This is a genomic window from Cupriavidus sp. SIMBA_020, from assembly GCF_046535395.1.
GTDB classification, from domain to species: domain Bacteria; phylum Pseudomonadota; class Gammaproteobacteria; order Burkholderiales; family Burkholderiaceae; genus Cupriavidus; species Cupriavidus campinensis.
Map to the genome: position 1 here is coordinate 469,618 of NZ_JAWRWU010000001.1, position 18,376 is coordinate 487,993.

An 18,376-nucleotide genomic window follows, 5' to 3' on the forward strand; every position below is an offset into this window, starting at 1 on the left:
GGCGCGCCGGCATTTTTTCAGAATCGTCCCAAAGACCCTGGGTAGCCCTGCTCCTACGATGAGCTGCACCAGACAACTCTCAAATTTTATGCATGGGCAAAAAATATGTTGACCCCTTTCATTGTTGTCCATACACTAATTCCGTCTCGATCGAGTTCGATGCCGCCAAGGATCTCGCCAACCGTTTCAAGCACGGCGTGTCGCTGGAGGTGGCAGCGATGCTCGACCTGGACGCCGCGCAGTTCATCAACGACACCCGCCACGACTACAACGAGGCCCGCACGATTGTGGTGGGGCCGATTGGTCCACGGGTCTACGTGATGGTCTACACGATGCGCGGCAATGTGATGCGGGTGATCAGCCTGCGCAGGGCAAACCGCCGTGAGGTCTTGAACTATGTCGACAAAGCAAACGATCCACATTCCTGACGATGCCGAGGACGCCGCGATCACGCAAGGCGCGCTCAGCGACCCCGACAACCCGCCGCTGACCGACGCGCAGCTGGAGCAACTGCGCCCGGCCCCGCGCCGCGGGCGCCCCGCCCTGCCGCCGGAGGCCCGCAAGGTCACGCTGAACATGCGCGCGGACCGAGACGTGGTGGAGGCGTTCAAAGCCACCGGCGACGGCTGGCAGACGCGCATCAACGAGATCCTGCGCGCCTATGCGCACACGCACCGGATGCTGCCGCGCTGAGCGCGGCGTGATTTCCGACAAGAAGGCCAGCGCTGAGAACATTTCTCACGCATTTTCAGAATTTGCCTCAAGGTGCGGGCACGGGCAGGCAGTAAAATGCCGCTTTGTGCCGTGGCGGAGGCAATCCGCCTGACGGCAATCGATATACCGGCGGCCGCCCGTGGCCGCCCGAGAGGAATGCATGTCCGTAGAAGCCCTTTCCGCCGATCGTGATGCCGGGGACGCCCTCGGCCCCATCCCTGACGTGCCTGCCACGCCAGAGACGTCCGCCGAGGCGGCGCCTGGAGACACCACCGCCGCGCCGGACACCAAGTCCGCCGCGAAGCGCGGCGCACCCGAGAAGCACACGCCGATGATGCAGCAGTACCTCCGCATCAAGGCGGATCATCCGGACACGCTGCTGTTCTATCGGATGGGCGACTTCTACGAGCTGTTCCATGACGACGCCGAGAAGGCCGCGCGGCTGCTGGACATCACGCTGACGTCGCGCGGACAGTCCGGCGGCGTGCCGATCCGCATGGCCGGCATCCCGTTCCATTCGGTCGACCAGTACCTGATCAAGCTCGTCAAGCTGGGCGAGTCGGTGGCGATCTGCGAGCAGATCGGCGATCCGGCCGCGAGCAAGGGCCCGGTGGAGCGCAAGGTGGTCCGCATCGTCACCCCCGGCACGCTGACCGACGCCGCGCTGCTGCCGGACAAGGTCGACACGTTCCTGATGGCAGTGCACCAGCAGACCACGCGGCGCGGCATCAGCAAGACCGGCCTCGCCTGGCTGAACCTCGCCAGCGGCGAGTTGCGGCTGATGGAGTGCGAGGCGGCGCAACTGGGCCGCGAACTCGAACGGATCCGCCCCGCCGAACTGCTGTTTGCCGATGGCATCGACCTGCCGGCGCTGACCTGCGCGCGGACGCGGCTGCCGGAATGGCATTTCGACCAGGACGCCGGCACGCGCCGGCTGCGCGAGCAGATCGGCGTGGCGAGCCTGGAGCCGTTCGGCTGCGCGGGACTCGGCGCGGCGTTGGGCGCGGCCGGCGCGCTGCTGAACTACGCGGCGGCCACCCAGGGCCAGTCGCTGCGTCACGTGCAGGGCGTGACCGTCGAGCGGGAGTCGGAATTTGTCGGCCTCGATTCGGCCACGCGACGCAACCTGGAGCTGACGGAAACGCTGCGCGGCGGCGAGTCGCCGACGCTGTTCTCGCTGCTGGACACCTGCGCCACGGCGATGGGCAGCCGGGCGCTGCGCCACTGGCTTCATCACCCGTTGCGCGACCCCGCGCTGCCGCGTGCGCGCCAGCAGGCCATCGGCGCGCTGATCGCCCAGGACCCGGATGCACTGCGTGCCAACCTGCGCCGGCTGGCTGACGTCGAGCGCATCACGTCGCGCCTCGCCCTACTGACCGCACGGCCCCGCGACCTGTCGTCGCTGCGCGACACCCTGCGCGCGCTGCCCGACGTGCGCGCCACCGTGACGCTGGCCGACGACGCCCCGCTGCTGGCGCAGACCCTCGACGACCTGGAAATTCCCGAGGACTGCCTTGACCTGCTGGTGCGCGCCGTCGCCGAGGAGCCGTCCACGGTGCTGCGCGATGGTGGCGTGATCGCACGCGGCTACGATGCCGATCTGGACGAACTACGAGACATTTCCGAGAACTGTGGCCAGTTCCTGATCGACCTTGAGGCACGCGAGCGCTCGCGTACGGGCATCGCCAACCTGCGCGTGGAATACAACCGCGTGCATGGCTTCTATATAGAGGTAACGAATGGCCAGGCGGACAAAGTGCCCGACGACTACCGCCGGCGCCAGACGCTCAAGAACGCCGAGCGCTATATCACGCCGGAGCTGAAGTCCTTCGAGGACAAGGCGCTGTCCGCACAGGACCGCGCACTGGCACGTGAAAAGATTCTCTACGAGGCGCTGCTACAGGCCCTGCTGCCCCATATCGCCGCCTTGCAGCGCGTGGCCGGCGCGCTGGGTCGGCTCGATGTCCTGGCGGCGCTTGCCGAACGGGCCCGCACGCTCGACTGGGTCCAGCCCGAGCGCGTGAGCGAGAACGTGATCGACATCGTGCAGGGCCGCCACCCGGTGGTCGAGGGCCAGTTGGCCGCCGATTCGACCGAATTCATCCCCAACGATTGCCAGTTGACCGAGGCGCGCAAACTCCTGCTGATCACCGGCCCGAACATGGGCGGTAAGTCGACGTTCATGCGCCAGACCGCACTGATCGTGCTGCTGGCGTGCGTGGGTGCCTGGGTGCCGGCGCGGCGCGCCGTGATCGGCCCGGTCGACCGCATCTTCACGCGGATCGGCGCGGCGGATGATCTGGCCGGTGGCCGCTCCACGTTCATGGTGGAAATGACCGAGGCGGCCGGGATCCTGCACCACGCCACGCCGTCCAGCCTGGTGCTGATGGATGAGATCGGCCGGGGCACCTCGACGTTCGACGGGCTGGCGCTGGCCTGGGCCATCGCCCGTCACCTGCTCTCGCACAACCGCAGCCATACGCTGTTTGCCACACACTATTTCGAGCTGACGCAGCTGCCGCAGGAGTTCGCGCAGGCGGCCAACGTGCATCTGTCCGCCGTGGAACACGGCGACGGCATCGTATTCCTGCACGCCGTGCAGGACGGACCGGCGAGCCAGAGCTATGGCTTGCAGGTGGCTCAGCTGGCCGGGGTGCCGCAGCCCGTGATCCGTGCCGCGCGCAAGCATCTGGCCTGGCTGGAACAGCAATCCGCCGATGCCACGCCCACGCCGCAGCTAGACCTGTTCGCCGCGCCCGCTGCGCCGCCAGACGAGGATGCAGCGGATGGGGAAGGAGGCGCCGCGCACTCGGCGGTCAATGCAGCCGCCCTGGAGGCGCTCGACGCGCTGGCCGACATCGACCCGGACAGCCTGACGCCGCGCGACGCACTCGACGCGCTGTACCGGCTCAAGGCGCTGGCGGAGAGCAAACACTCCGTATGACGGCACATCGGCGGGCGTGGCGGCACATGGCGGTGGCCGCGGTTTGCTGGACGGCATTTGCCGCGCCCGGGCTCGCGCACGCGGCACGGACCGGACGCGTCGCGCCACCCCCGTCGGCGGCGGTGCAGCCCGTGCGGATCGCCCTGATCGCCGATGTGCCGCAATGGCCGGCGGCCGAAGCCGACACGGCCGCACTGTTCGATCTCATGGCGAACCAGCAGATGGCGCTGATCGTCCATGCTGGCGGCATCAAGGGGGATACCGAATCGTGTGGCGATGCCGTGCTGAACGTGCGCCAGCGCGTGCTGGACGAGGCGCCACTTCCGCTGCTCTATGTGCCGGGCGAGAACGACTGGGCTGAGTGCCAGAAACCGGTGAACGGCGAGTTCGACGCGGTGGAGCGGCTGAACCGGTTGCGGGAACTGTACTTCCCGGTGGACGCCACGCTCGGGCGCCGTACGCTGCCGGTCACACGGCAGTCGGATCAGGCCATGTTCCGCAGCTATCGGGAAAATGCCCGCATGGTGCTGGGCAACGTGCTGATCGTCGGCATGAACCTGCCCGGCGACAACAACCATTACCGCACCGAGGGTGGCCGCAACGGCGAATTCGAAGACCGGCGCGAAGCCAATCGACAATGGCTCTCCCGCGCGTTCTCGCTGGCCGAGCAGCGCGACCTCGACGGCGTGGTCGTGGTGGGCCATGCCGACCCAATGTTCGGCAATGGCTGGGAGAAGCGCGGCAAGCCGACACTGTTCGACGGCTTCCTGCGGCGCGGCACGCGTGATGGCTATCTGGAGTTCAAGCGTCAGCTGCGCGAGCTGGCCGGCAAGTACAAGGGCCAGGTGTTGCTCGTCCATGCGAGCGACAGCGGTTTCAGCGTGGACAAGCCACTGCGGGACGCGGCGGGCAAGGCCATGTCAAATGTCACGCGGGTGGCCCTGCCGGTGGGATCGCCGTCGCGCTGGACCGAGTTGACCGTGTCGCCGGGGTCGCGGGCGGTATTCCAGGTCAAGCTGCGGGACGGGGTGAAGGGCAACTGAGCGGCAGCTCGGCGGAAACGGAAAACAAGGGAACTACGAGCACCGGGACCAAAGAAAAAGCCGGCAAGTGCCGGCTTTTTCGTTTTCCTGCGACGACCCCATCGCAGCACTGCGGCCCGCCTTGCGGACGGGCTCACGCATCGCTCAATTGTTTGGGAAGATCAGTGGAGCGTGCGAGGGCTGTCGTCGCCGTCCTCGTCCTCATCCACCACTTCGATGCCCGAGGCACCGTGGGCGTGGCCGTGCTCGACTTCCTCGCTGGTCGCCTCGCGCACTTCCGACACCTTCAGCCAGAAACGCAGCGCCATGCCGGCGAGCGGATGGTTGCCGTCAAGCACCACCTTGTCTTCGGCCACGTCAGTGATCGTGTAGATGATGGAGTCTTCGTCGTCGCCGTCCTCGGGCACACCCTCGAACTGCATGCCGACTTCCAGCGGCTCCGGAAAGCGATTGCGCGGCTCCACCTTCACGAGGTCGGCGTCGTAGTCGCCGAACGCCTCATCGGGTTCCAGCTGCAGCTGGGTCTCAAAGCCGGCGTCGTGGCCGTCCAACGCTTCCTCGATCTTCGGGAACGTGCCATCATACCCGCCGTGCAAATAGACCATGGGCTCATCCGACTCTTCGATCAGATTACCCTGCGCGTCCGACAGCTTGTACACCACGGACACCACCGTGTTCTTAGCGATTTTCAATTCTTGACTCCATGAGCGATTCCGCATTATACGCGCAGGCCTTGCCTGCGGGCCCCATCGATCCCGACGCGCCGCTCACGCTGCTTGGGGGCATGACACCCGCCGTGTTCATGCGCGAGATCTGGCACCGCAAACCTTTGCTGATTCGACAGGCCGTGCCCGGAATCGTGCCGCCTGTGTCGCGTGAAGCGCTTTTTGATCTGGCCGACCGCGAGGACGTAGAGTCTCGCCTGGTGTCGTACTTTCGCAACCGCTGGAAGCTCGAGCACGGCCCGTTTGCCGAGGACAACCTCCCGTCGCGCAAGACCGGCAAGTGGACGCTCCTGGTGCAGGGCGTCAACCTGCACGACCAGGCCGCGGCCGACCTGATGAGCCAGTTCCGTTTCGTGCCCGACGCGCGGCTCGACGACGTGATGATCAGCTACGCCACCGACGGCGGTGGGGTGGGTCCGCACTTCGATTCCTATGATGTCTTCCTGTTGCAAGTATCGGGCCGACGCCGCTGGCGCATTTCGTCACAAACCAGGCTCGACCTGATTCCCGACATGCCGCTGAAGATCCTGTCGGACTTCACGGCCGAGGAGGAATGGGTGCTGGAACCCGGCGACATGCTGTATCTGCCGCCACAGTACGCGCACGACGGCGTGGCCGAGGGCGAGTGCATGACCGCATCCATCGGCTTCCGCGCCCCTGCCTACCGGGAGCTGGCCGGCCACTTCCTCGCATGGCTGTCGGAGACCGTGGAAGGCAAAGAGGGCCTCGACGGCCGCTATGCGGACGCCGGCGAGACCGCCACGGCGCATCCGGCCCAGATGCCGGCCGGACTGGCGCGCGCGGTAGCCGAGCGGCTCCAGGCGATGAAATGGAACGGCGCGATGGTGTCCGAATTCCTCGGCTCGCACCTGTCCGAGCCGAAGCAATCCGTAATGTTCGCCGAGGTCGAGGAGATTCCGCTGCGCAAGTACACGAAGCTGGCCCAGGCGCATGGCGTGGTCCTTGCTCCAGGTTCCATCGCGCTCTATGACCGCACGCATTTCTTCCTCAACGGCGAGGCCTACGAACCGCCGGCAAACCTGGCGAAATGGCTGCGTCGGCTGGCGGACCACCGTTATCTGACGGCTGAGGAGGTCAGTGCATGTGCCGCGCTGCCTGACTTGATGGACACATTCCACGATTGGACGCTCGAAGGCTGGTTGCAGATTGCGCCTGTACGGGTGTAATAATGCGTAACAAAGAGAACCAGCAAATTTCGACTGTACACAAGCAGGGGAAACGCGGATATAATCGCCCGCTGGCTAGTACTGTGTACCACTGCATTGTCGGCACCCGGGAGAGCCTCAAATTTGCAGTTCAAGAGCGATAATTACCGGTAATTATTCATCGCCTGTTTTCAGTAATTAAAAGTTAAAGGACGAAAAATGAAGAAGTCTCTCCTGATCGCATCCCTGCTGGCAGCTGTTGCCCTGGCCGCTTGCGGCAAGAAGGAAGAAGCTGCCGCCCCGGCCGCTGACACGGCTGCTCCGGCTGCCACGGCTCCGGCTGCTGACGCTTCGGCTCCGGCCGCTGCTGCTCCGGCTGCTGACGCATCGGCTCCGGCCGCTGCCCCGGCTGCTGACGCTTCGGCTCCGGCCGCTGACGCTTCGGCCCCGGCTGCCAAGCAGTAATCGGATTACTCCGATAAAAAAGCCGACCTTCGGGTCGGCTTTTTTATCGCCCGCGATTTACTCGCGGCGCGCCCGGTAGTCGGGCGCATCCTCTCGGCTTCAGCACCGTTCCGGCATCAGATAATCTTGAATCACATGCCACGGACCGGTTGCCATCCCAGCCCCTCCTCCTGATCCGCTATCAGGATCTCCTCCGGCATCACCCCCAACACAGCCGCAAGCGCCCCCGAGGCGAGCGCCCGCGTGTTGTTCTGCTTACTCAAATGGGCAGCCACAACGCGTGACAGACCCGCATGCGCCACCTGCGACAGGATCGCTGCCGCCACTTCATTGGCCAGATGCCCGAAATCCCCGCCGATACGACGTTTCAGAGAGTACGGATACGCCGAATTCTGCAGCATCTCGCGGTCGTGGTTGCACTCCAGGACAAGCGCATCCACCCCGGCCAGCCGCGCCGTGACGTACGGCGTTTCCATGCCGGCATCCGTCAGCACACCAAGCCGCGCGTTGCCATCGGTCAGCACGAACTGGAGCGGCTCGCGGGCATCGTGCGGCACCGTGTACGGCAGAATCCGCAGGCCACCTACCGAGAACGCGTGGTCGGCGCAGCACACGCGTACATCCGCCGCATCGGCGCCGCGCATGTGCGCGGTGGCGAGCCAGGTACCGTGACTGGTATGAACGGGAAGCTTGTGGCGCGCGGCGAAAGCGTAGGCCGAGCCCACGTGGTCGCCATGCTCGTGCGTGACCAGCACGGCGTCGAGCTGGTCCGGCGTAACGCCGAGCCGCTCGAGCCGGCGCGCCGTCTCGCGGATGCCGAACCCGCAGTCGAGCAGCACACGGGTCACCGTGGTGCCGTCGACAGCCTCGATCAGCAGCGAGTTACCCTCGCTGCCACTGCCCAAAAAAGCAAAGCGCATCATCGATGCGCTCGCTCGGGGTGGCTCCCGACGGCCGGAGCCGTCGGGACCGTCTGACTGCGACAAAGACCCATCAGTGCAGTTGCTCGTCCAGCAGCGACAGGATCTTCTTGCCGATCTCGGTGTTCTCAGGCTGGCCAGCGTCGTTCAGAATCGTCACCGTGGTGCCGGTGCCGTTGCCCTTGAGCGCCACGCGGTACTTCTTGGCCGTCTTGCCGTCGTTCGGCTTCGTAAACAGCTTGGAGAAGAAGCCGCGATCGTCCACGCTGGTACGCGGATCCACATAGCGCACGTAGTACAGGCCCTGGGCACGGTCACGGTCTTCCACCGTGAAGTTCACGCGATCCAGCGACAGGCCGACCGAGCGCCAGGCGCGGTCGAACGGCTCCGGCAGTTGCAGTGCCGGAGCGCCGTTGACCTGCGACAGGAACGACTTGCTGCTGTCGGCCGACGGTGCGCCGGTGGCTGCGGCGGCGCCGATACCCGTGGCGGCGGCGGTACCCACCGCGGGCGCGGCGGCTCCCGCCGTGGTCGCGGCAGCGTCATTCGTGCCGATGCCGGCCGGCGTCGGGTTCTTGGCCATGCGGTCGGCCTGTTCCTTCTGCACGCCCAGGCGCTGCGCCAGGCGAGACAGGAATTCGGCTTCCAGCTCAGGATCGGCCGGGCGCGGGGTCCAGACCGTGCTGGTCTTGTCCACGCCGGTCAGCTGCTCCTGCGCGCCGCGATGGCTGATGAACACCTCGAGCTGGCCGTTCTGCGAACGTTCCACACGCGTGCGGAACTTGTCGCGCTCGGAGGTCGAGTACAGGCCGTCGAACACCTTGCCGATGGTGTTGCGGATGATGTCCTGCGGAATCTTGGCGCGGTTCTCGGCCCAGTCCGTTTCCATGATGCCGGTCTCGGGCGAGTCCTGCACCAGCAGGAAGCCGCTCTCCTGCCAGAAGCCGCGCAGGGTCTGCCAGAGCTGGTCGGCACGCATGCCGTTGCTGATCACGAGCCAGCGCTGGTTGCCATCGCGCTCCATGCGCACGCCCTGGGCGCCCGGCAGCACATTGTCGGTCGGGCTGGCCTCGCGGGCACGGCCGGCGTTGGCCTGGGTGTAGTTCGAGAGCGTGGACGTGCCGGAGGCATCGGGCACCGTGTAGCGGCGCTCGCCGTCGAGCTTGGTCAGGTCCGGCGGAATATCCAGCGATGCCGTCTTCTTGCCCTGGGACTTGTAGTCGATCTTGTCCGGCTGCATGGCCTCGTTGATGCTGCTGCAGCCGGCGATCAGGGTCAGGGCCAGCACGGGCGCGACCATGGCGGCACGGCGGACTTGCGTCGCGCCGCGACGGTTAAGCTTCTGTTTCATTGACACGTAATCCTGGTTTCAAGAAGGCGGCGATACGCCAAGGTTCAGCCGGTAAGGTTATGGTCAGGCGAGCAGGCCGGCGTTGGCCAGCGCGCGGCGCACGGTCTCGTGCTGCGCTTCGGCCAGCGGGGTCAGCGGCAGGCGGATACCGCCGGCCATCTTGCCCATCTGTTGCAGCGCCCACTTGACGGGGATCGGGTTGGCCTCGACGAACATCGCGCGGTTCAGCTCGATCATTTCCATGTGCAGGCGGCGTGCGGTCACCACATCGCCGTTGCGTGCCGCCACGCACATCTCGTGCATCTTGCGCGGCGCCACGTTGGCCGTCACGGAAATATTGCCGTGGCCGCCCAGCAGGATCAGCGCCACCGCGGTGGGATCGTCGCCGCTGTAGATCGCGAAGTGTTCCGGCGCATCCTTGATCAGTTGCGCGGCCCGGTCGATGTTGCCCGTGGCCTCCTTCACGCCAACGATGCCAGGCACCTGCGCCAGGCGCAGGATGGTGTCGTTGGTCATGTCGGCCACGGTGCGGCCCGGCACGTTGTACAGCAGCACCGGCAGGTCCACCGCTTCCGCGATCGTGCGGAAATGGCGGTACATGCCTTCCTGCGTCGGCTTGTTGTAGTACGGCACTACCTGCAGCGAGGCATCGGCGCCCACCTTCTTGGCGAAGGCGGTCAGTTCGATGGCTTCGCTGGTGGAATTGCCGCCCGTACCGGCGATGATCGGGATACGCTTGTTGGACTGCTCCACGGCCACGCGGATCAGCTCGCAATGCTCTTCCACGTTGACGGTCGGGGACTCGCCCGTGGTGCCCACGATCACGATGCCATCGGTGCCTTCCGCCGCATGCCAGTCGATGAGGGCGCGCAGCGCGGGGTAGTCCAGGCTGCCATCCTCATGCATCGGGGTGACGATGGCCACGATGCTGCCGGTAATCTGTGTCATAGCTTAAGGAAACTCGGGAAATCGAATATCCGGGATTGTACCGGAACCGTCAGCCGCTCCGGACTCCCCCGGGGTGAGGGAAAACATCAGGATTTTCAACGTGTGAAGCGCCCTGCGCGCTGACATGGGGCCGGGCACACCGCCCGACCGGCCAGCCTAGGGCCGCGCCGGCAGCCCGTAGCGTGGTGGCGCGGTGCCCGGCGCGCCGCCCGCAGGCTCGCGCACAGCACATATCCGCTGGACGAACGCCGTTTTCGGCACTTCCACCACGCCGTCCTCGTACCCCACCACCCGCAGGGCGCCGCGCGCCACATCGAGCAGTTCGCCCGGTTTCAGCAGGAAGTCTGGCCGGGACGGCTTGCCAACGGTTTCGTTACCAATTGCAAATGTTTCATAGATCAGCACCCCGGCCGGCGCCAGCGCCGCCAGCAGGTGCGGCCAGAGGGGCCGGTGCAGGTAGTTGGTGACCACAATGGCGTCCAGCGGCGCCCCGTCCGTCATGTCGGTCACGTCCGCCAGCGGCCAGCCGCCCTGCTCGAGATCGGCCACCCGGCCGGACACGCCGGCGGGCAGCCCCGCCACGGCCTCGGCGTCACGGTCCACGGCCAGCACGGCAAACCCCTGCCCCGCCAGCCAGGCTGCGTGGCGCCCGTTGCCGCAGGCCAGGTCGAGCACACGGCCGCCCGGCCGGATCAGGTGGGCCCAGCGGGTCACCCATGACGAAGGTGCGCCCAGTGGCGCATGCGCGAGCGTCATGGCGGCTATTGCAGTAACAGGATGATGGGCCGGAGCATCAGCTCGACCACCGACAGCAGCAGGCTCATCACCGGCTGCATCCAGACCCGCGTGATCACGCCCGCCGCCACCAGTGCCAGCACCACGAAGATGCCGTACGGCTCGATGCGGCTGATGGCGGCCGCCATGCGCTGCGGCAGGAAGGCGGTCAGCACGCGCCCGCCATCCAGCGGCGGGATCGGAAACAGGTTGAAGGCGGCCACGACCACGTTCACGATCACCCCGGCGCGCGCCATCTGGCCCCAGAACGGCTCCTGGACCTGCGCCCAGGCCAGCCCGATCACCACCAGCGCCCAGATGAACGCCTGCGCCAGATTGCTGCCCGGGCCGGCCAGCGCCACCCACATGCCATGCCAGCGCGGGTTGCGCAGGTGGCCGAATACCACGGGAACCGGCTTGGCGAAGCCGAACACGAACTGCCCGGCAGTGAGGAAATAGAGCAGCAGCGGCACCGCCACCGTGCCGATCGGGTCGATATGCCGGATCGGGTTCAGGCTGACGCGGCCGAGCCGGTAAGCCGTGTCGTCACCGAAAAAGCGCGCCACATAGCCGTGAGCGGCCTCGTGCAGCGTGATGGCGAACAGGACTGGCAGGGCGTAGACCGCAACGGTCTGGATGAGCGAGGTATCCATGTGCCCTATTCTATCCGTGCAATGGCGCCCGCAGGCTGTCCGGTTTGTGTCAAAGCGTGGCCGATTTTCAAAGCGTGGCGGACAGTCCGAAGCGCTCCACATCGCCCCGGCCCAGCCGCACCAGTTCCGGCTCGCCGCCGCTCAGGTCGATTACCGTGGTCGGCTGCGCGGGCGCCGGGCCGCCGTCCACCACCAGGTCCAGCTGCTTCTCCAGCCGGGCGCGGATTTCAGCCGGATCGTTCATGGGTTCGTCGTCGCCGGGCATCTGGAGGGTGGCGGAAATCATCGGCTGGCCCAGTTCGGCCAGCAGCGCCAGCGGCACGACATGGTCCGGCACGCGCACGCCGATGGTCTTGCGGGCCGGGTGCGAGAGCCGGCGCGGCACTTCCTTGGTCGCCTCGAGAATGAACACGTACGGCCCCGGCGTGGCGCCCTTGATCCAGCGGTACTGGCGGTTATCCACGCGCGCGAAGTTGCCCAGCTCGGACAGGTCGCTGCACATCAGGGTCAGATGGTGCTTGTCGTCGATGCCGCGCAGCCGGCGCAGGCGCTCCACGGCCGTCTTGTCGTCGAGCGGGCAGGCCAGCGCGTAGCTGGAGTCGGTCGGCAGCGCGATCAGCCCGCCCTGGCGCAGGATCTGCGCGGCCTGCTTGATCAGGCGCGGCTGCGGGTTGAGCGGATGAATCTCGAAGTACTGGGACATTCAGGGATCGTCGGGGGCGGGGGCTGAGCGAGCGGGCGGCTACCAGTCGTGCCAGACCGGGGTGACGTCCGACGGCAGCGGCGGCAGCGTGCCGATATCGACCCGGCCCTCGCCGGGGCCATGAAAATCTGATCCGCGCGAGGCCATCAGGCCGTAGTGGCGCGCCACATCGGCATAGCGGCGGAACTGGTCGGGCGTGTGACTGCCGGTCACGACCTCCACGGCGCGGCCCCCCAGTTGGGTGAATTCGTCGAACAGCGCGTCGTGCTGGGTAGCCGTGTAGTTGTAGCGGCCCGGGTGGGCCATCACGGCAATGCCGCCGGCGTCGCGGATCCAGCCGATCGCCTCCGCCAGCCTCGACCAGCGGTGCGGCACGAAGCCGGGGCGGCCATCCGACAGATATTCGCTGAATACGTCGCTGATGGTCGCGCAATAGCCTTCATCCACCAGCCAACGCGCGAAATGGGTACGCGAGATCAGGTCCGGATTGCCGACATAGCGCAGCGCGCCGGCGTAGGCATCCTGGATGCCGACCTTGGCCAGCGCCTCGCCGATATCCTGGGCGCGGCGGGCGCGGCCGTCGCGGGTCCGGGCCAGGCCGTCGATCAGGCCCGGATGGAACGGATCGATCTGGAGCCCCACGATGTGCACGGTCTGGCCGGCCCAGGTGACCGAAATCTCCACGCCGGGCACGTAGCGCATGCCCAGCGCCTCGGCGGCGTCCCGCGCCTCGCGCTGGCCGCCCACCTCGTCATGGTCCGTCAACGCCCAGAAGGCCACGCCGCCGGCATGGGCGCGCGCGGCCACGTCACGTGGCGCGAGCATCCCGTCGGACACGGTGGAATGGCAGTGCAGATCGGCGTTGATTGTGTGCGGGTTTTGCATGGCGATCATTCTACTCCTGGCAGGGTCTTTTAGCCCTGCCGCCAACGGTGGCGTGCCCGGATTCCCATGGCACGCAAGGTATGATGGGGCCTTGTTCCGCTCCCCCATGCGCCGCGCGCCACCTGGCGCCCGCCGCGCACCTGCCTCGATCATGTCTTCCACGCCCGCCACGTCCGCCCCGCTCGCCCCCCAGGAAACCACGCAGACCGATGTGCTGATCGTCGGCGCCGGGCCGGTTGGCCTGTTCGCCGCGTTCCAGGCCGGCGTGCTGGGGCTCAAATGCGAGCTGATCGACGTGCTCGACCGGCCCGGCGGCCAGTGCACCGAGCTGTACCCGGAGAAGCCGATCTACGACATTCCGGCCGTGCCAGGCTGCCTGGCGCAGGACCTCGTAGACCGGCTCATGGAGCAATGCGCACCGTTCGCGTTCCCGATGCACTTCAGCCAGCGGGCCGACAGCGTCAGCGAGCACGCCGGCGCGGACGGCCATCCGCGCCTGCTGGTCACCACCGACGCCGGCAAACGCTTCGACGTGGCGGCAGTGCTGATCTGCGCCGGCGCCGGGGCCTTCGCGCCGCAACGCGTGGCGCTGCCCGAGGCCGCCGCGCTCGAAGACCGGCATCTGCACTACGCCGTGCGCGACACCTCGCGCTTTGCCGGCCGCCGTGTGATCGTGGCGGGCGGCGGCGATTCGGCGCTCGACTGGGCGCTCGCGCTGCGCAAGGTGGCCGGGCGCGTGACGCTGCTGCACCGGCGCGAGGGCTTCCGCGCCGCCGACCACACCGTGGCGTCGATGCGCGCGGCCGTGGCGGCCGGCGAGATGGACTTCGTCGTGGGCATGCTCGGCGGCCTGCAGACCGATGACGCCGGCAAGCTGACCGCCGCGACGATCAAGACCCGCGACGGCGAGCAGACGCTGCCCGCCGACGAACTTGTGGCCCTGTACGGGCTGGTGTCCGAGCCGGGGCCGATCGCCCAGTGGGACATGGACATGCGCGCGGGCCGCATCGTGGTGGATACCACCACTTATGAAAGCTCGCGCCGCGGCATCTTCGCCGCCGGCGACATCTGCTTCTATCCGAACAAGCAAAAGCTGATCCTCTCCGGCTTCCATGAGGCCGCGCTCGCGCTGCGCAAGGCGTACCACTACGCCAACCCGCAGAAGTCGCTGGTGCATGTGCACACCAGCAACAACGCCGCGCTCAAGGAGAAGCTCACGCACGCGTGAGGCGCCATCCCAACTCGTCATTCAGTGAGAAATGCCTCGATCAGCCGCGCCACCACCTGCGGCTGGTCGTGGTGGAGCATGTGTCCGGCGTCGTCCACGGTCACTTCGCGGAAGTCCGGGAAGGCACGGAAGCGCTCTCGGAATTCGTCCAGCGGCTGCTTGTGGGCGATGTGCTGGAGGGTGGCGGAGTCGCGCGCCTCCACGTGCAGCACCGGCGCTTCCACCTTGGCCCAGATCGCCATGATTTCGTCGATCCGGTATAGCGTGGGATTGGTCATCTTGTGGGCCGCGTCGCCCAGGATCTCCCACCGGCCCTCGGCGTTGCGGCGCGACCAGTGCGCGGCCAGGAAGGCGGCGCGGTCGTCGGGCAGGCGCGGATTGGTCTTCTGCAGACGCGCCGCCACGGCGGCCTCGCTCTCGTAGGTGCGCAGTTCCGGCTGTGTGCGCAGTTCGTCCAGCCAGCGCGCCAGCCGGCCCGGCGCCTGGTCTGGCCGGGTGCGGGTCAGGCCGAAGCCCTCCAGATCCACCACGCGCCGCACCCGCTGCGGGCGCACCCCTGCATAGATGCAGACCACGTTGGCACCCATGCTGTGGCCCACCAGATCCACCTGTCCTTCGGGCTGGTAATGGTCGAGCAGCGCCTCGAGGTCGGCCACGTAGTCCGGGAACCAGTACGACGTGGTGCCCGGATAGCGCGTCGGCAGGTCGGTCTCGCCAAACCCGCGCCAGTCCATGGCAATCACGTGCCAGTCGCGCTCCAGCGCATCGACAAGGAACTGGAACGACGCGGCCACGTCCATCCAGCCGTGCAGCATGAACAGCTTGGGCGCGCCGGGCGTGCCCCAATGGCGAACGTGCGTGCGCAGGCCGCGCAGCGTGATAAATTCGGAACGCGAGGTTTCCGTGATGGTCATGGTGTCTCTACCCTTCTGTCTCTTGTATTGCCAGGTCTTCTCGGGCACGGGGCGGAGGGGGGCCACGCGGCAGCCTGGATAAAAATAGAACGATCGTTCGCCTGGCCGATTATAGCGATCCGCCCGGCCTGACGCCGCAAAAACATCGGAGACAACCGGATGACCGCCTTGCCGGCCACGCGCCGCGACGACTATCGCGCGCTACATGACGCGTTCCACTGGAACGTGCCCGAGCACTTCAACCTGGCCGACGTCTGCTGCGGCCGCTGGGCCCGAGATCCGGCCACCATGGACCGCGTGGCGGTCTACACCGAGCACGAGGACGGGCGCCGCGACGCCTACACCTACGCCCATATCCAGGCCGAGGCCAACCGACTCTCCCGCGCGCTGCGCGAGCTGGGCGTGGGCCGGGGCGACCGCGTGGCCATCGTCATGCCCCAGCGCATCGAAACCGTCATTGCCGGCATGGCGGTCTACCAGTTGGGCGCCGTGGCCATGCCGCTGTCTATGCTGTTCGGCCCGGAAGCGCTCTCGTACCGCATCGACCACAGCGAAACCCGCGTGGCGATTGCCGACGAGACCGCCATCGACAACCTGCTCGCCGCCCGCCCGGACTGCCCCACCCTGCGCACCGTAATCGGCGCCGGCGCCGCCACCGGCCGGGGCGACCTGGACTGGGACGCCCTGCTGGCCGCCCAGCTACCCACCTTCACCGCCGAGCAGACCAAGGCCGACGAGGCCGCCGTGCTGATCTACACCAGCGGCACCACCGGGCCGCCCAAGGGCGCGCTGATTCCGCACCGGGCACTGCTCGGCAACCTGACCGGCTTCGTCTGCTCGCAGAACTGGTATCCGCAGGACGACGACGTGTTCTGGAGCCCCGCCGACTGGGCCTGGACCGGCGGCCTGTGGGATGCGCTGATGCCGGCGCTGTACTTCGGCAAGCCCATCGTCGGCTATCAGGGCCGGTTCTCCGCCGAACGTGCCTTCGAATTGCTCGAACGCTATAGCGTGACCAACACCTTCCTGTTCCCCACGGCGCTCAAGCAGATGATGAAGGCGTGCCCGGACCCGTCCGCGCGCTACCGGCTCAAGCTGCGCGCCATCATGAGCGCCGGCGAAGCCGTGGGCGAGACCGTGTTCTCGTGGTGCCGCGACGCCCTCGGGGTCATCGTCAACGAGATGTTCGGCCAGACCGAGATCAACTACATCGTCGGCAACTGCACCGCGCAGTACGACGACAACCGGCTCGGCTGGCCGGCGCGGCCGGGCTCGATGGGCCGCCCCTACCCGGGCCACCGCGTAGCGGTGATCGACGACGAGGGCCGCCTCTGCCCGCCGGACGAGGACGGCGAGGTGGCGGTCTGCGCCACCGACATCCACGGGCATCCGGACCCGGTTTTCTTCCTGGGCTACTGGAAGAACGAGGCTGCCACGGCGGGCAAGTACACCGAACTGGACGGCCTGCGCTGGTGCCGCACGGGCGACCTCGCCCGCATGGATGCGGACGGTTATCTCTGGTACCAGGGCCGGGCGGACGACGTGTTCAAGTCGTCCGGCTACCGCATCGGGCCGAGCGAGATCGAGAACTGCCTGCTCAAGCACCCGGCGGTGTCGAACTGCGCCGTGGTGCCGTCGCCGGACCCCGAGCGCGGGGCCATCGTCAAGGCGTTCATCGTGCTCACGCCCGCCGTGGCGCGCTCGTTCGACAACGACGCCGCGCTGATCGCCGAGTTGCAGCAGCACGTGCGGGGGCAGCTGGCCCCCTATGAGTATCCCAAGGCAATTGAATTTATCGATCAACTGCCGATGACGACCACCGGCAAGATCCAGCGGCGGGTGCTGCGGCTGCAGGAACAGGAGAAGGCTACGGAGAAAACGAAAGTGGCCGGCGGCGCGCCAGCGCCCACCTCAGCCGGCTGAGGCTTCCAGCCAGGCCAGTTCGTCCTCGTCGAACCCCGCCGCGCGGCGGGCGTCGAGGTTGAACGGGCCGCGCAGCCGGGGGGCGCGGTACTGGTCGGCCAGCGCGGCGTAGGTCGGCACGGGGTCCAGCCCGCGCTGCGCGCACAGCCAGCGGTACCAGTGATTGCCGATGGCCACGTGCCCCACTTCGTCACGCAGGATGATGTCGATGATCGCGGCGGCGGCCTCGTCGCCGGCCTCGGCCAGCTTGGCCCGCACTGGCGGCGAGGCGTCCAGCCCGCGTGCCTCGAGCGTGCGCGGCACCAGCGCCATGCGCGCGAGCACATCGCCGGCGGTCTTGTCGCACATCTCCCACAGGCTGTTGTGCGCCGGGAAGTCGCCGTACTCGGCGCCCAGCGTGGCCAGATGGTCGGCCAGCAGCGAGAAATGCAGGGCCTCCTCGCTCGCCACCTGGAGCCAGTCGCGATAGAAGCGCGGCGGCATGCCGGCAAAGCGCCACGCGGCGTCCAGCGCGAGGTTGATCGCGTTGAATTCGATATGGCACAGCGCATGAATCATCGCCGCCCGCCCCGCCGGGGTGCGCAGCGAGCGGCGGCGCTCCACCTTCTGGGGCGGCACCAGTTCCGGGCGCGCGGGCCGGCCGGGCAGAGCCACGCCGGCAGCGGGGGCGAGTGCCGTATCCGCATCGCCAATGCCCTGCCCGGCCGCTTCTGCGGCCACCATGGCCTCGAACAGCGCCCGGGCTGCATCGGCCTTCGCCCTGGCATCGGTCATGCATAGCACTTCCAGCGCGCGGTGGCGCGGCAGGCGGGCATGCGGCAAATCAAGGCCGGTGGCGGGTGCTGTGACTGGCATAGGCGTAAAATTCCGGGGAGTCGCCATTGTAGAGCGTCACGGCGTGTCGCCACGCCCCGCTTCCCGGGGTGCGCGCGTCCTTCAGTGCTCTTTTAATCGCGGCGGCCATCCCCAATTACACCGGATTGCCTCACCAGCCCCACTGCCTCAGGCAGGACACAGGAG

At 67.4% G+C, this 18,376-nt stretch carries 18 protein-coding genes; 8 read left to right on the forward strand and 10 right to left on the reverse strand.

From position 1 onward, the window contains the following. Window positions 1-92: 92 nt before the first annotated feature. The 4 genes from SB751_RS02175 to SB751_RS02190 all read left to right on the forward strand — a co-directional run bounded on the left by SB751_RS02175 (window position 93) and on the right by SB751_RS02190 (window position 4,701). Window positions 93-428, forward strand: a complete 336-nt coding sequence (locus SB751_RS02175) for a BrnT family toxin (RefSeq protein ID WP_144196013.1) — start codon at window positions 93-95, stop codon at window positions 426-428. Continuing rightward, window positions 397-693 carry a BrnA antitoxin family protein gene (locus SB751_RS02180; RefSeq protein WP_144196015.1) on the forward strand — a complete coding sequence of 99 codons (297 nt, stop codon included), beginning with the start codon at window positions 397-399 and terminating at the stop codon, window positions 691-693. The genes SB751_RS02175 and SB751_RS02180 overlap by 32 nt, the downstream gene beginning before the upstream one ends. Before the next feature lie 352 nt (window positions 694-1,045). After that, the gene (mutS, locus tag SB751_RS02185; RefSeq protein ID WP_144196299.1) at window positions 1,046-3,658 is read left to right on the forward strand and encodes a DNA mismatch repair protein MutS; all 2,613 of its coding nucleotides are present in this window, start codon (window positions 1,046-1,048) and stop codon (window positions 3,656-3,658) included. Continuing rightward, window positions 3,655-4,701, forward strand: coding sequence for a hypothetical protein (locus SB751_RS02190; RefSeq protein ID WP_377731470.1), 1,047 nt, complete (start codon window positions 3,655-3,657; stop codon window positions 4,699-4,701). Before mutS ends, SB751_RS02190 begins: the two co-directional genes overlap by 4 nt. 161 nt (window positions 4,702-4,862) lie before the next feature. Here the strand turns inward: SB751_RS02190 and SB751_RS02195 are convergent, their stop codons facing one another. Beyond that, window positions 4,863-5,393 carry a peptidylprolyl isomerase gene (locus SB751_RS02195; protein WP_144196017.1) on the reverse strand — a complete coding sequence of 177 codons (531 nt, stop codon included), beginning with the start codon at window positions 5,391-5,393 and terminating at the stop codon, window positions 4,863-4,865. Between the two features lie 11 nt (window positions 5,394-5,404). Between SB751_RS02195 and SB751_RS02200 the strand changes: the two genes are divergently transcribed. Both SB751_RS02200 and SB751_RS02205 read left to right on the forward strand, forming a co-directional pair. Beyond that, entirely contained in the window at window positions 5,405-6,613 is a 1,209-nt protein-coding gene (locus tag SB751_RS02200; protein ID WP_410747755.1) for a JmjC domain-containing protein, read from the forward strand. A gap of 198 nt (window positions 6,614-6,811) precedes the next feature. Then, a complete protein-coding gene (locus SB751_RS02205; protein ID WP_144196019.1) occupies window positions 6,812-7,057 on the forward strand; it encodes a hypothetical protein in 246 nt (81 codons plus the stop codon). Window positions 7,058-7,188: 131 nt separating this feature from the next. Here SB751_RS02205 and SB751_RS02210 read toward each other — a convergent pair whose 3' ends face one another. The 7 genes from SB751_RS02210 to SB751_RS02240 form a co-directional block, all read right to left on the reverse strand. Next, window positions 7,189-7,980 (reverse strand): MBL fold metallo-hydrolase, encoded by a 792-nt coding sequence (locus SB751_RS02210; RefSeq protein WP_144196021.1) that lies wholly within the window; start codon window positions 7,978-7,980, stop codon window positions 7,189-7,191. 70 nt (window positions 7,981-8,050) lie between these two features. Further along, complete coding sequence (bamC, locus tag SB751_RS02215; protein ID WP_144196024.1) at window positions 8,051-9,328, reverse strand: outer membrane protein assembly factor BamC; 1,278 nt, start codon at window positions 9,326-9,328, stop codon at window positions 8,051-8,053. Window positions 9,329-9,391: 63 nt separating this feature from the next. Further along, a complete protein-coding gene (dapA, locus tag SB751_RS02220) occupies window positions 9,392-10,276 on the reverse strand; it encodes a 4-hydroxy-tetrahydrodipicolinate synthase (protein ID WP_144196026.1) in 885 nt (294 codons plus the stop codon). A 156-nt stretch (window positions 10,277-10,432) separates the two neighbouring features. After that, window positions 10,433-11,032, reverse strand: coding sequence for a class I SAM-dependent methyltransferase (locus SB751_RS02225; RefSeq protein WP_144196028.1), 600 nt, complete (start codon window positions 11,030-11,032; stop codon window positions 10,433-10,435). Window positions 11,033-11,037: 5 nt separating this feature from the next. Beyond that, window positions 11,038-11,703 carry a site-2 protease family protein gene (locus tag SB751_RS02230; protein ID WP_144196030.1) on the reverse strand — a complete coding sequence of 222 codons (666 nt, stop codon included), beginning with the start codon at window positions 11,701-11,703 and terminating at the stop codon, window positions 11,038-11,040. A 67-nt stretch (window positions 11,704-11,770) separates the two neighbouring features. Further along, the gene (locus tag SB751_RS02235; RefSeq protein ID WP_144196032.1) at window positions 11,771-12,406 is read right to left on the reverse strand and encodes an L-threonylcarbamoyladenylate synthase; all 636 of its coding nucleotides are present in this window, start codon (window positions 12,404-12,406) and stop codon (window positions 11,771-11,773) included. Window positions 12,407-12,445: 39 nt separating this feature from the next. After that, window positions 12,446-13,291 carry a 3',5'-nucleoside bisphosphate phosphatase gene (locus SB751_RS02240; RefSeq protein WP_144196304.1) on the reverse strand — a complete coding sequence of 282 codons (846 nt, stop codon included), beginning with the start codon at window positions 13,289-13,291 and terminating at the stop codon, window positions 12,446-12,448. Window positions 13,292-13,442: 151 nt separating this feature from the next. Between SB751_RS02240 and SB751_RS02245 the strand changes: the two genes are divergently transcribed. Next, entirely contained in the window at window positions 13,443-14,519 is a 1,077-nt protein-coding gene (locus SB751_RS02245) for an NAD(P)/FAD-dependent oxidoreductase (protein ID WP_144196034.1), read from the forward strand. Between the two features lie 17 nt (window positions 14,520-14,536). On the opposite strand, the gene SB751_RS02250 is transcribed toward SB751_RS02245, so the two are convergent. Continuing rightward, the gene (locus SB751_RS02250; protein WP_144196036.1) at window positions 14,537-15,433 is read right to left on the reverse strand and encodes an alpha/beta fold hydrolase; all 897 of its coding nucleotides are present in this window, start codon (window positions 15,431-15,433) and stop codon (window positions 14,537-14,539) included. A 159-nt stretch (window positions 15,434-15,592) separates the two neighbouring features. Here SB751_RS02250 and SB751_RS02255 point away from each other — a divergent pair, with 159 nt between their 5' ends. After that, window positions 15,593-17,356, forward strand: coding sequence for an acyl-CoA synthetase (locus SB751_RS02255; RefSeq protein WP_410747756.1), 1,764 nt, complete (start codon window positions 15,593-15,595; stop codon window positions 17,354-17,356). Here the strand turns inward: SB751_RS02255 and SB751_RS02260 are convergent. Next, window positions 17,345-18,211: a ferritin-like domain-containing protein gene (locus SB751_RS02260; protein WP_144196040.1), complete on the reverse strand. Its 867-nt coding sequence runs from the start codon at window positions 18,209-18,211 to the stop codon at window positions 17,345-17,347. The two genes, SB751_RS02255 and SB751_RS02260, sit on opposite strands and share 12 nt — an antisense overlap. Window positions 18,212-18,376: the final 165 nt, after the last annotated feature.

What these genes read in the sequence shown, in the direction of transcription:
- SB751_RS02260 (WP_144196040.1), bottom strand. Translation starts at nt 18,211, where the DNA reads ATGCCAGTCACAGCACCCGCCACCGGCCTTGATTTGCCGCATGCCCGC.
- SB751_RS02210 (WP_144196021.1), bottom strand. Translation starts at nt 7,980, where the DNA reads ATGATGCGCTTTGCTTTTTTGGGCAGTGGCAGCGAGGGTAACTCGCTG.
- SB751_RS02190 (WP_377731470.1), top strand. Translation starts at nt 3,655, where the DNA reads ATGACGGCACATCGGCGGGCGTGGCGGCACATGGCGGTGGCCGCGGTT.
- SB751_RS02245 (WP_144196034.1), top strand. Translation starts at nt 13,443, where the DNA reads ATGTCTTCCACGCCCGCCACGTCCGCCCCGCTCGCCCCCCAGGAAACC.
- SB751_RS02205 (WP_144196019.1), top strand. Translation starts at nt 6,812, where the DNA reads ATGAAGAAGTCTCTCCTGATCGCATCCCTGCTGGCAGCTGTTGCCCTG.
- SB751_RS02235 (WP_144196032.1), bottom strand. Translation starts at nt 12,406, where the DNA reads ATGTCCCAGTACTTCGAGATTCATCCGCTCAACCCGCAGCCGCGCCTG.
- bamC (WP_144196024.1), bottom strand. Translation starts at nt 9,328, where the DNA reads ATGAAACAGAAGCTTAACCGTCGCGGCGCGACGCAAGTCCGCCGTGCC.
- SB751_RS02240 (WP_144196304.1), bottom strand. Translation starts at nt 13,291, where the DNA reads ATGCAAAACCCGCACACAATCAACGCCGATCTGCACTGCCATTCCACC.
- mutS (WP_144196299.1), top strand. Translation starts at nt 1,046, where the DNA reads ATGATGCAGCAGTACCTCCGCATCAAGGCGGATCATCCGGACACGCTG.
- SB751_RS02255 (WP_410747756.1), top strand. Translation starts at nt 15,593, where the DNA reads ATGACCGCCTTGCCGGCCACGCGCCGCGACGACTATCGCGCGCTACAT.
- SB751_RS02225 (WP_144196028.1), bottom strand. Translation starts at nt 11,032, where the DNA reads ATGACGCTCGCGCATGCGCCACTGGGCGCACCTTCGTCATGGGTGACC.
- SB751_RS02175 (WP_144196013.1), top strand. Translation starts at nt 93, where the DNA reads ATGGGCAAAAAATATGTTGACCCCTTTCATTGTTGTCCATACACTAAT.
- SB751_RS02200 (WP_410747755.1), top strand. Translation starts at nt 5,405, where the DNA reads ATGAGCGATTCCGCATTATACGCGCAGGCCTTGCCTGCGGGCCCCATC.
- SB751_RS02180 (WP_144196015.1), top strand. Translation starts at nt 397, where the DNA reads ATGTCGACAAAGCAAACGATCCACATTCCTGACGATGCCGAGGACGCC.
- dapA (WP_144196026.1), bottom strand. Translation starts at nt 10,276, where the DNA reads ATGACACAGATTACCGGCAGCATCGTGGCCATCGTCACCCCGATGCAT.
- SB751_RS02230 (WP_144196030.1), bottom strand. Translation starts at nt 11,703, where the DNA reads ATGGATACCTCGCTCATCCAGACCGTTGCGGTCTACGCCCTGCCAGTC.
- SB751_RS02250 (WP_144196036.1), bottom strand. Translation starts at nt 15,433, where the DNA reads ATGACCATCACGGAAACCTCGCGTTCCGAATTTATCACGCTGCGCGGC.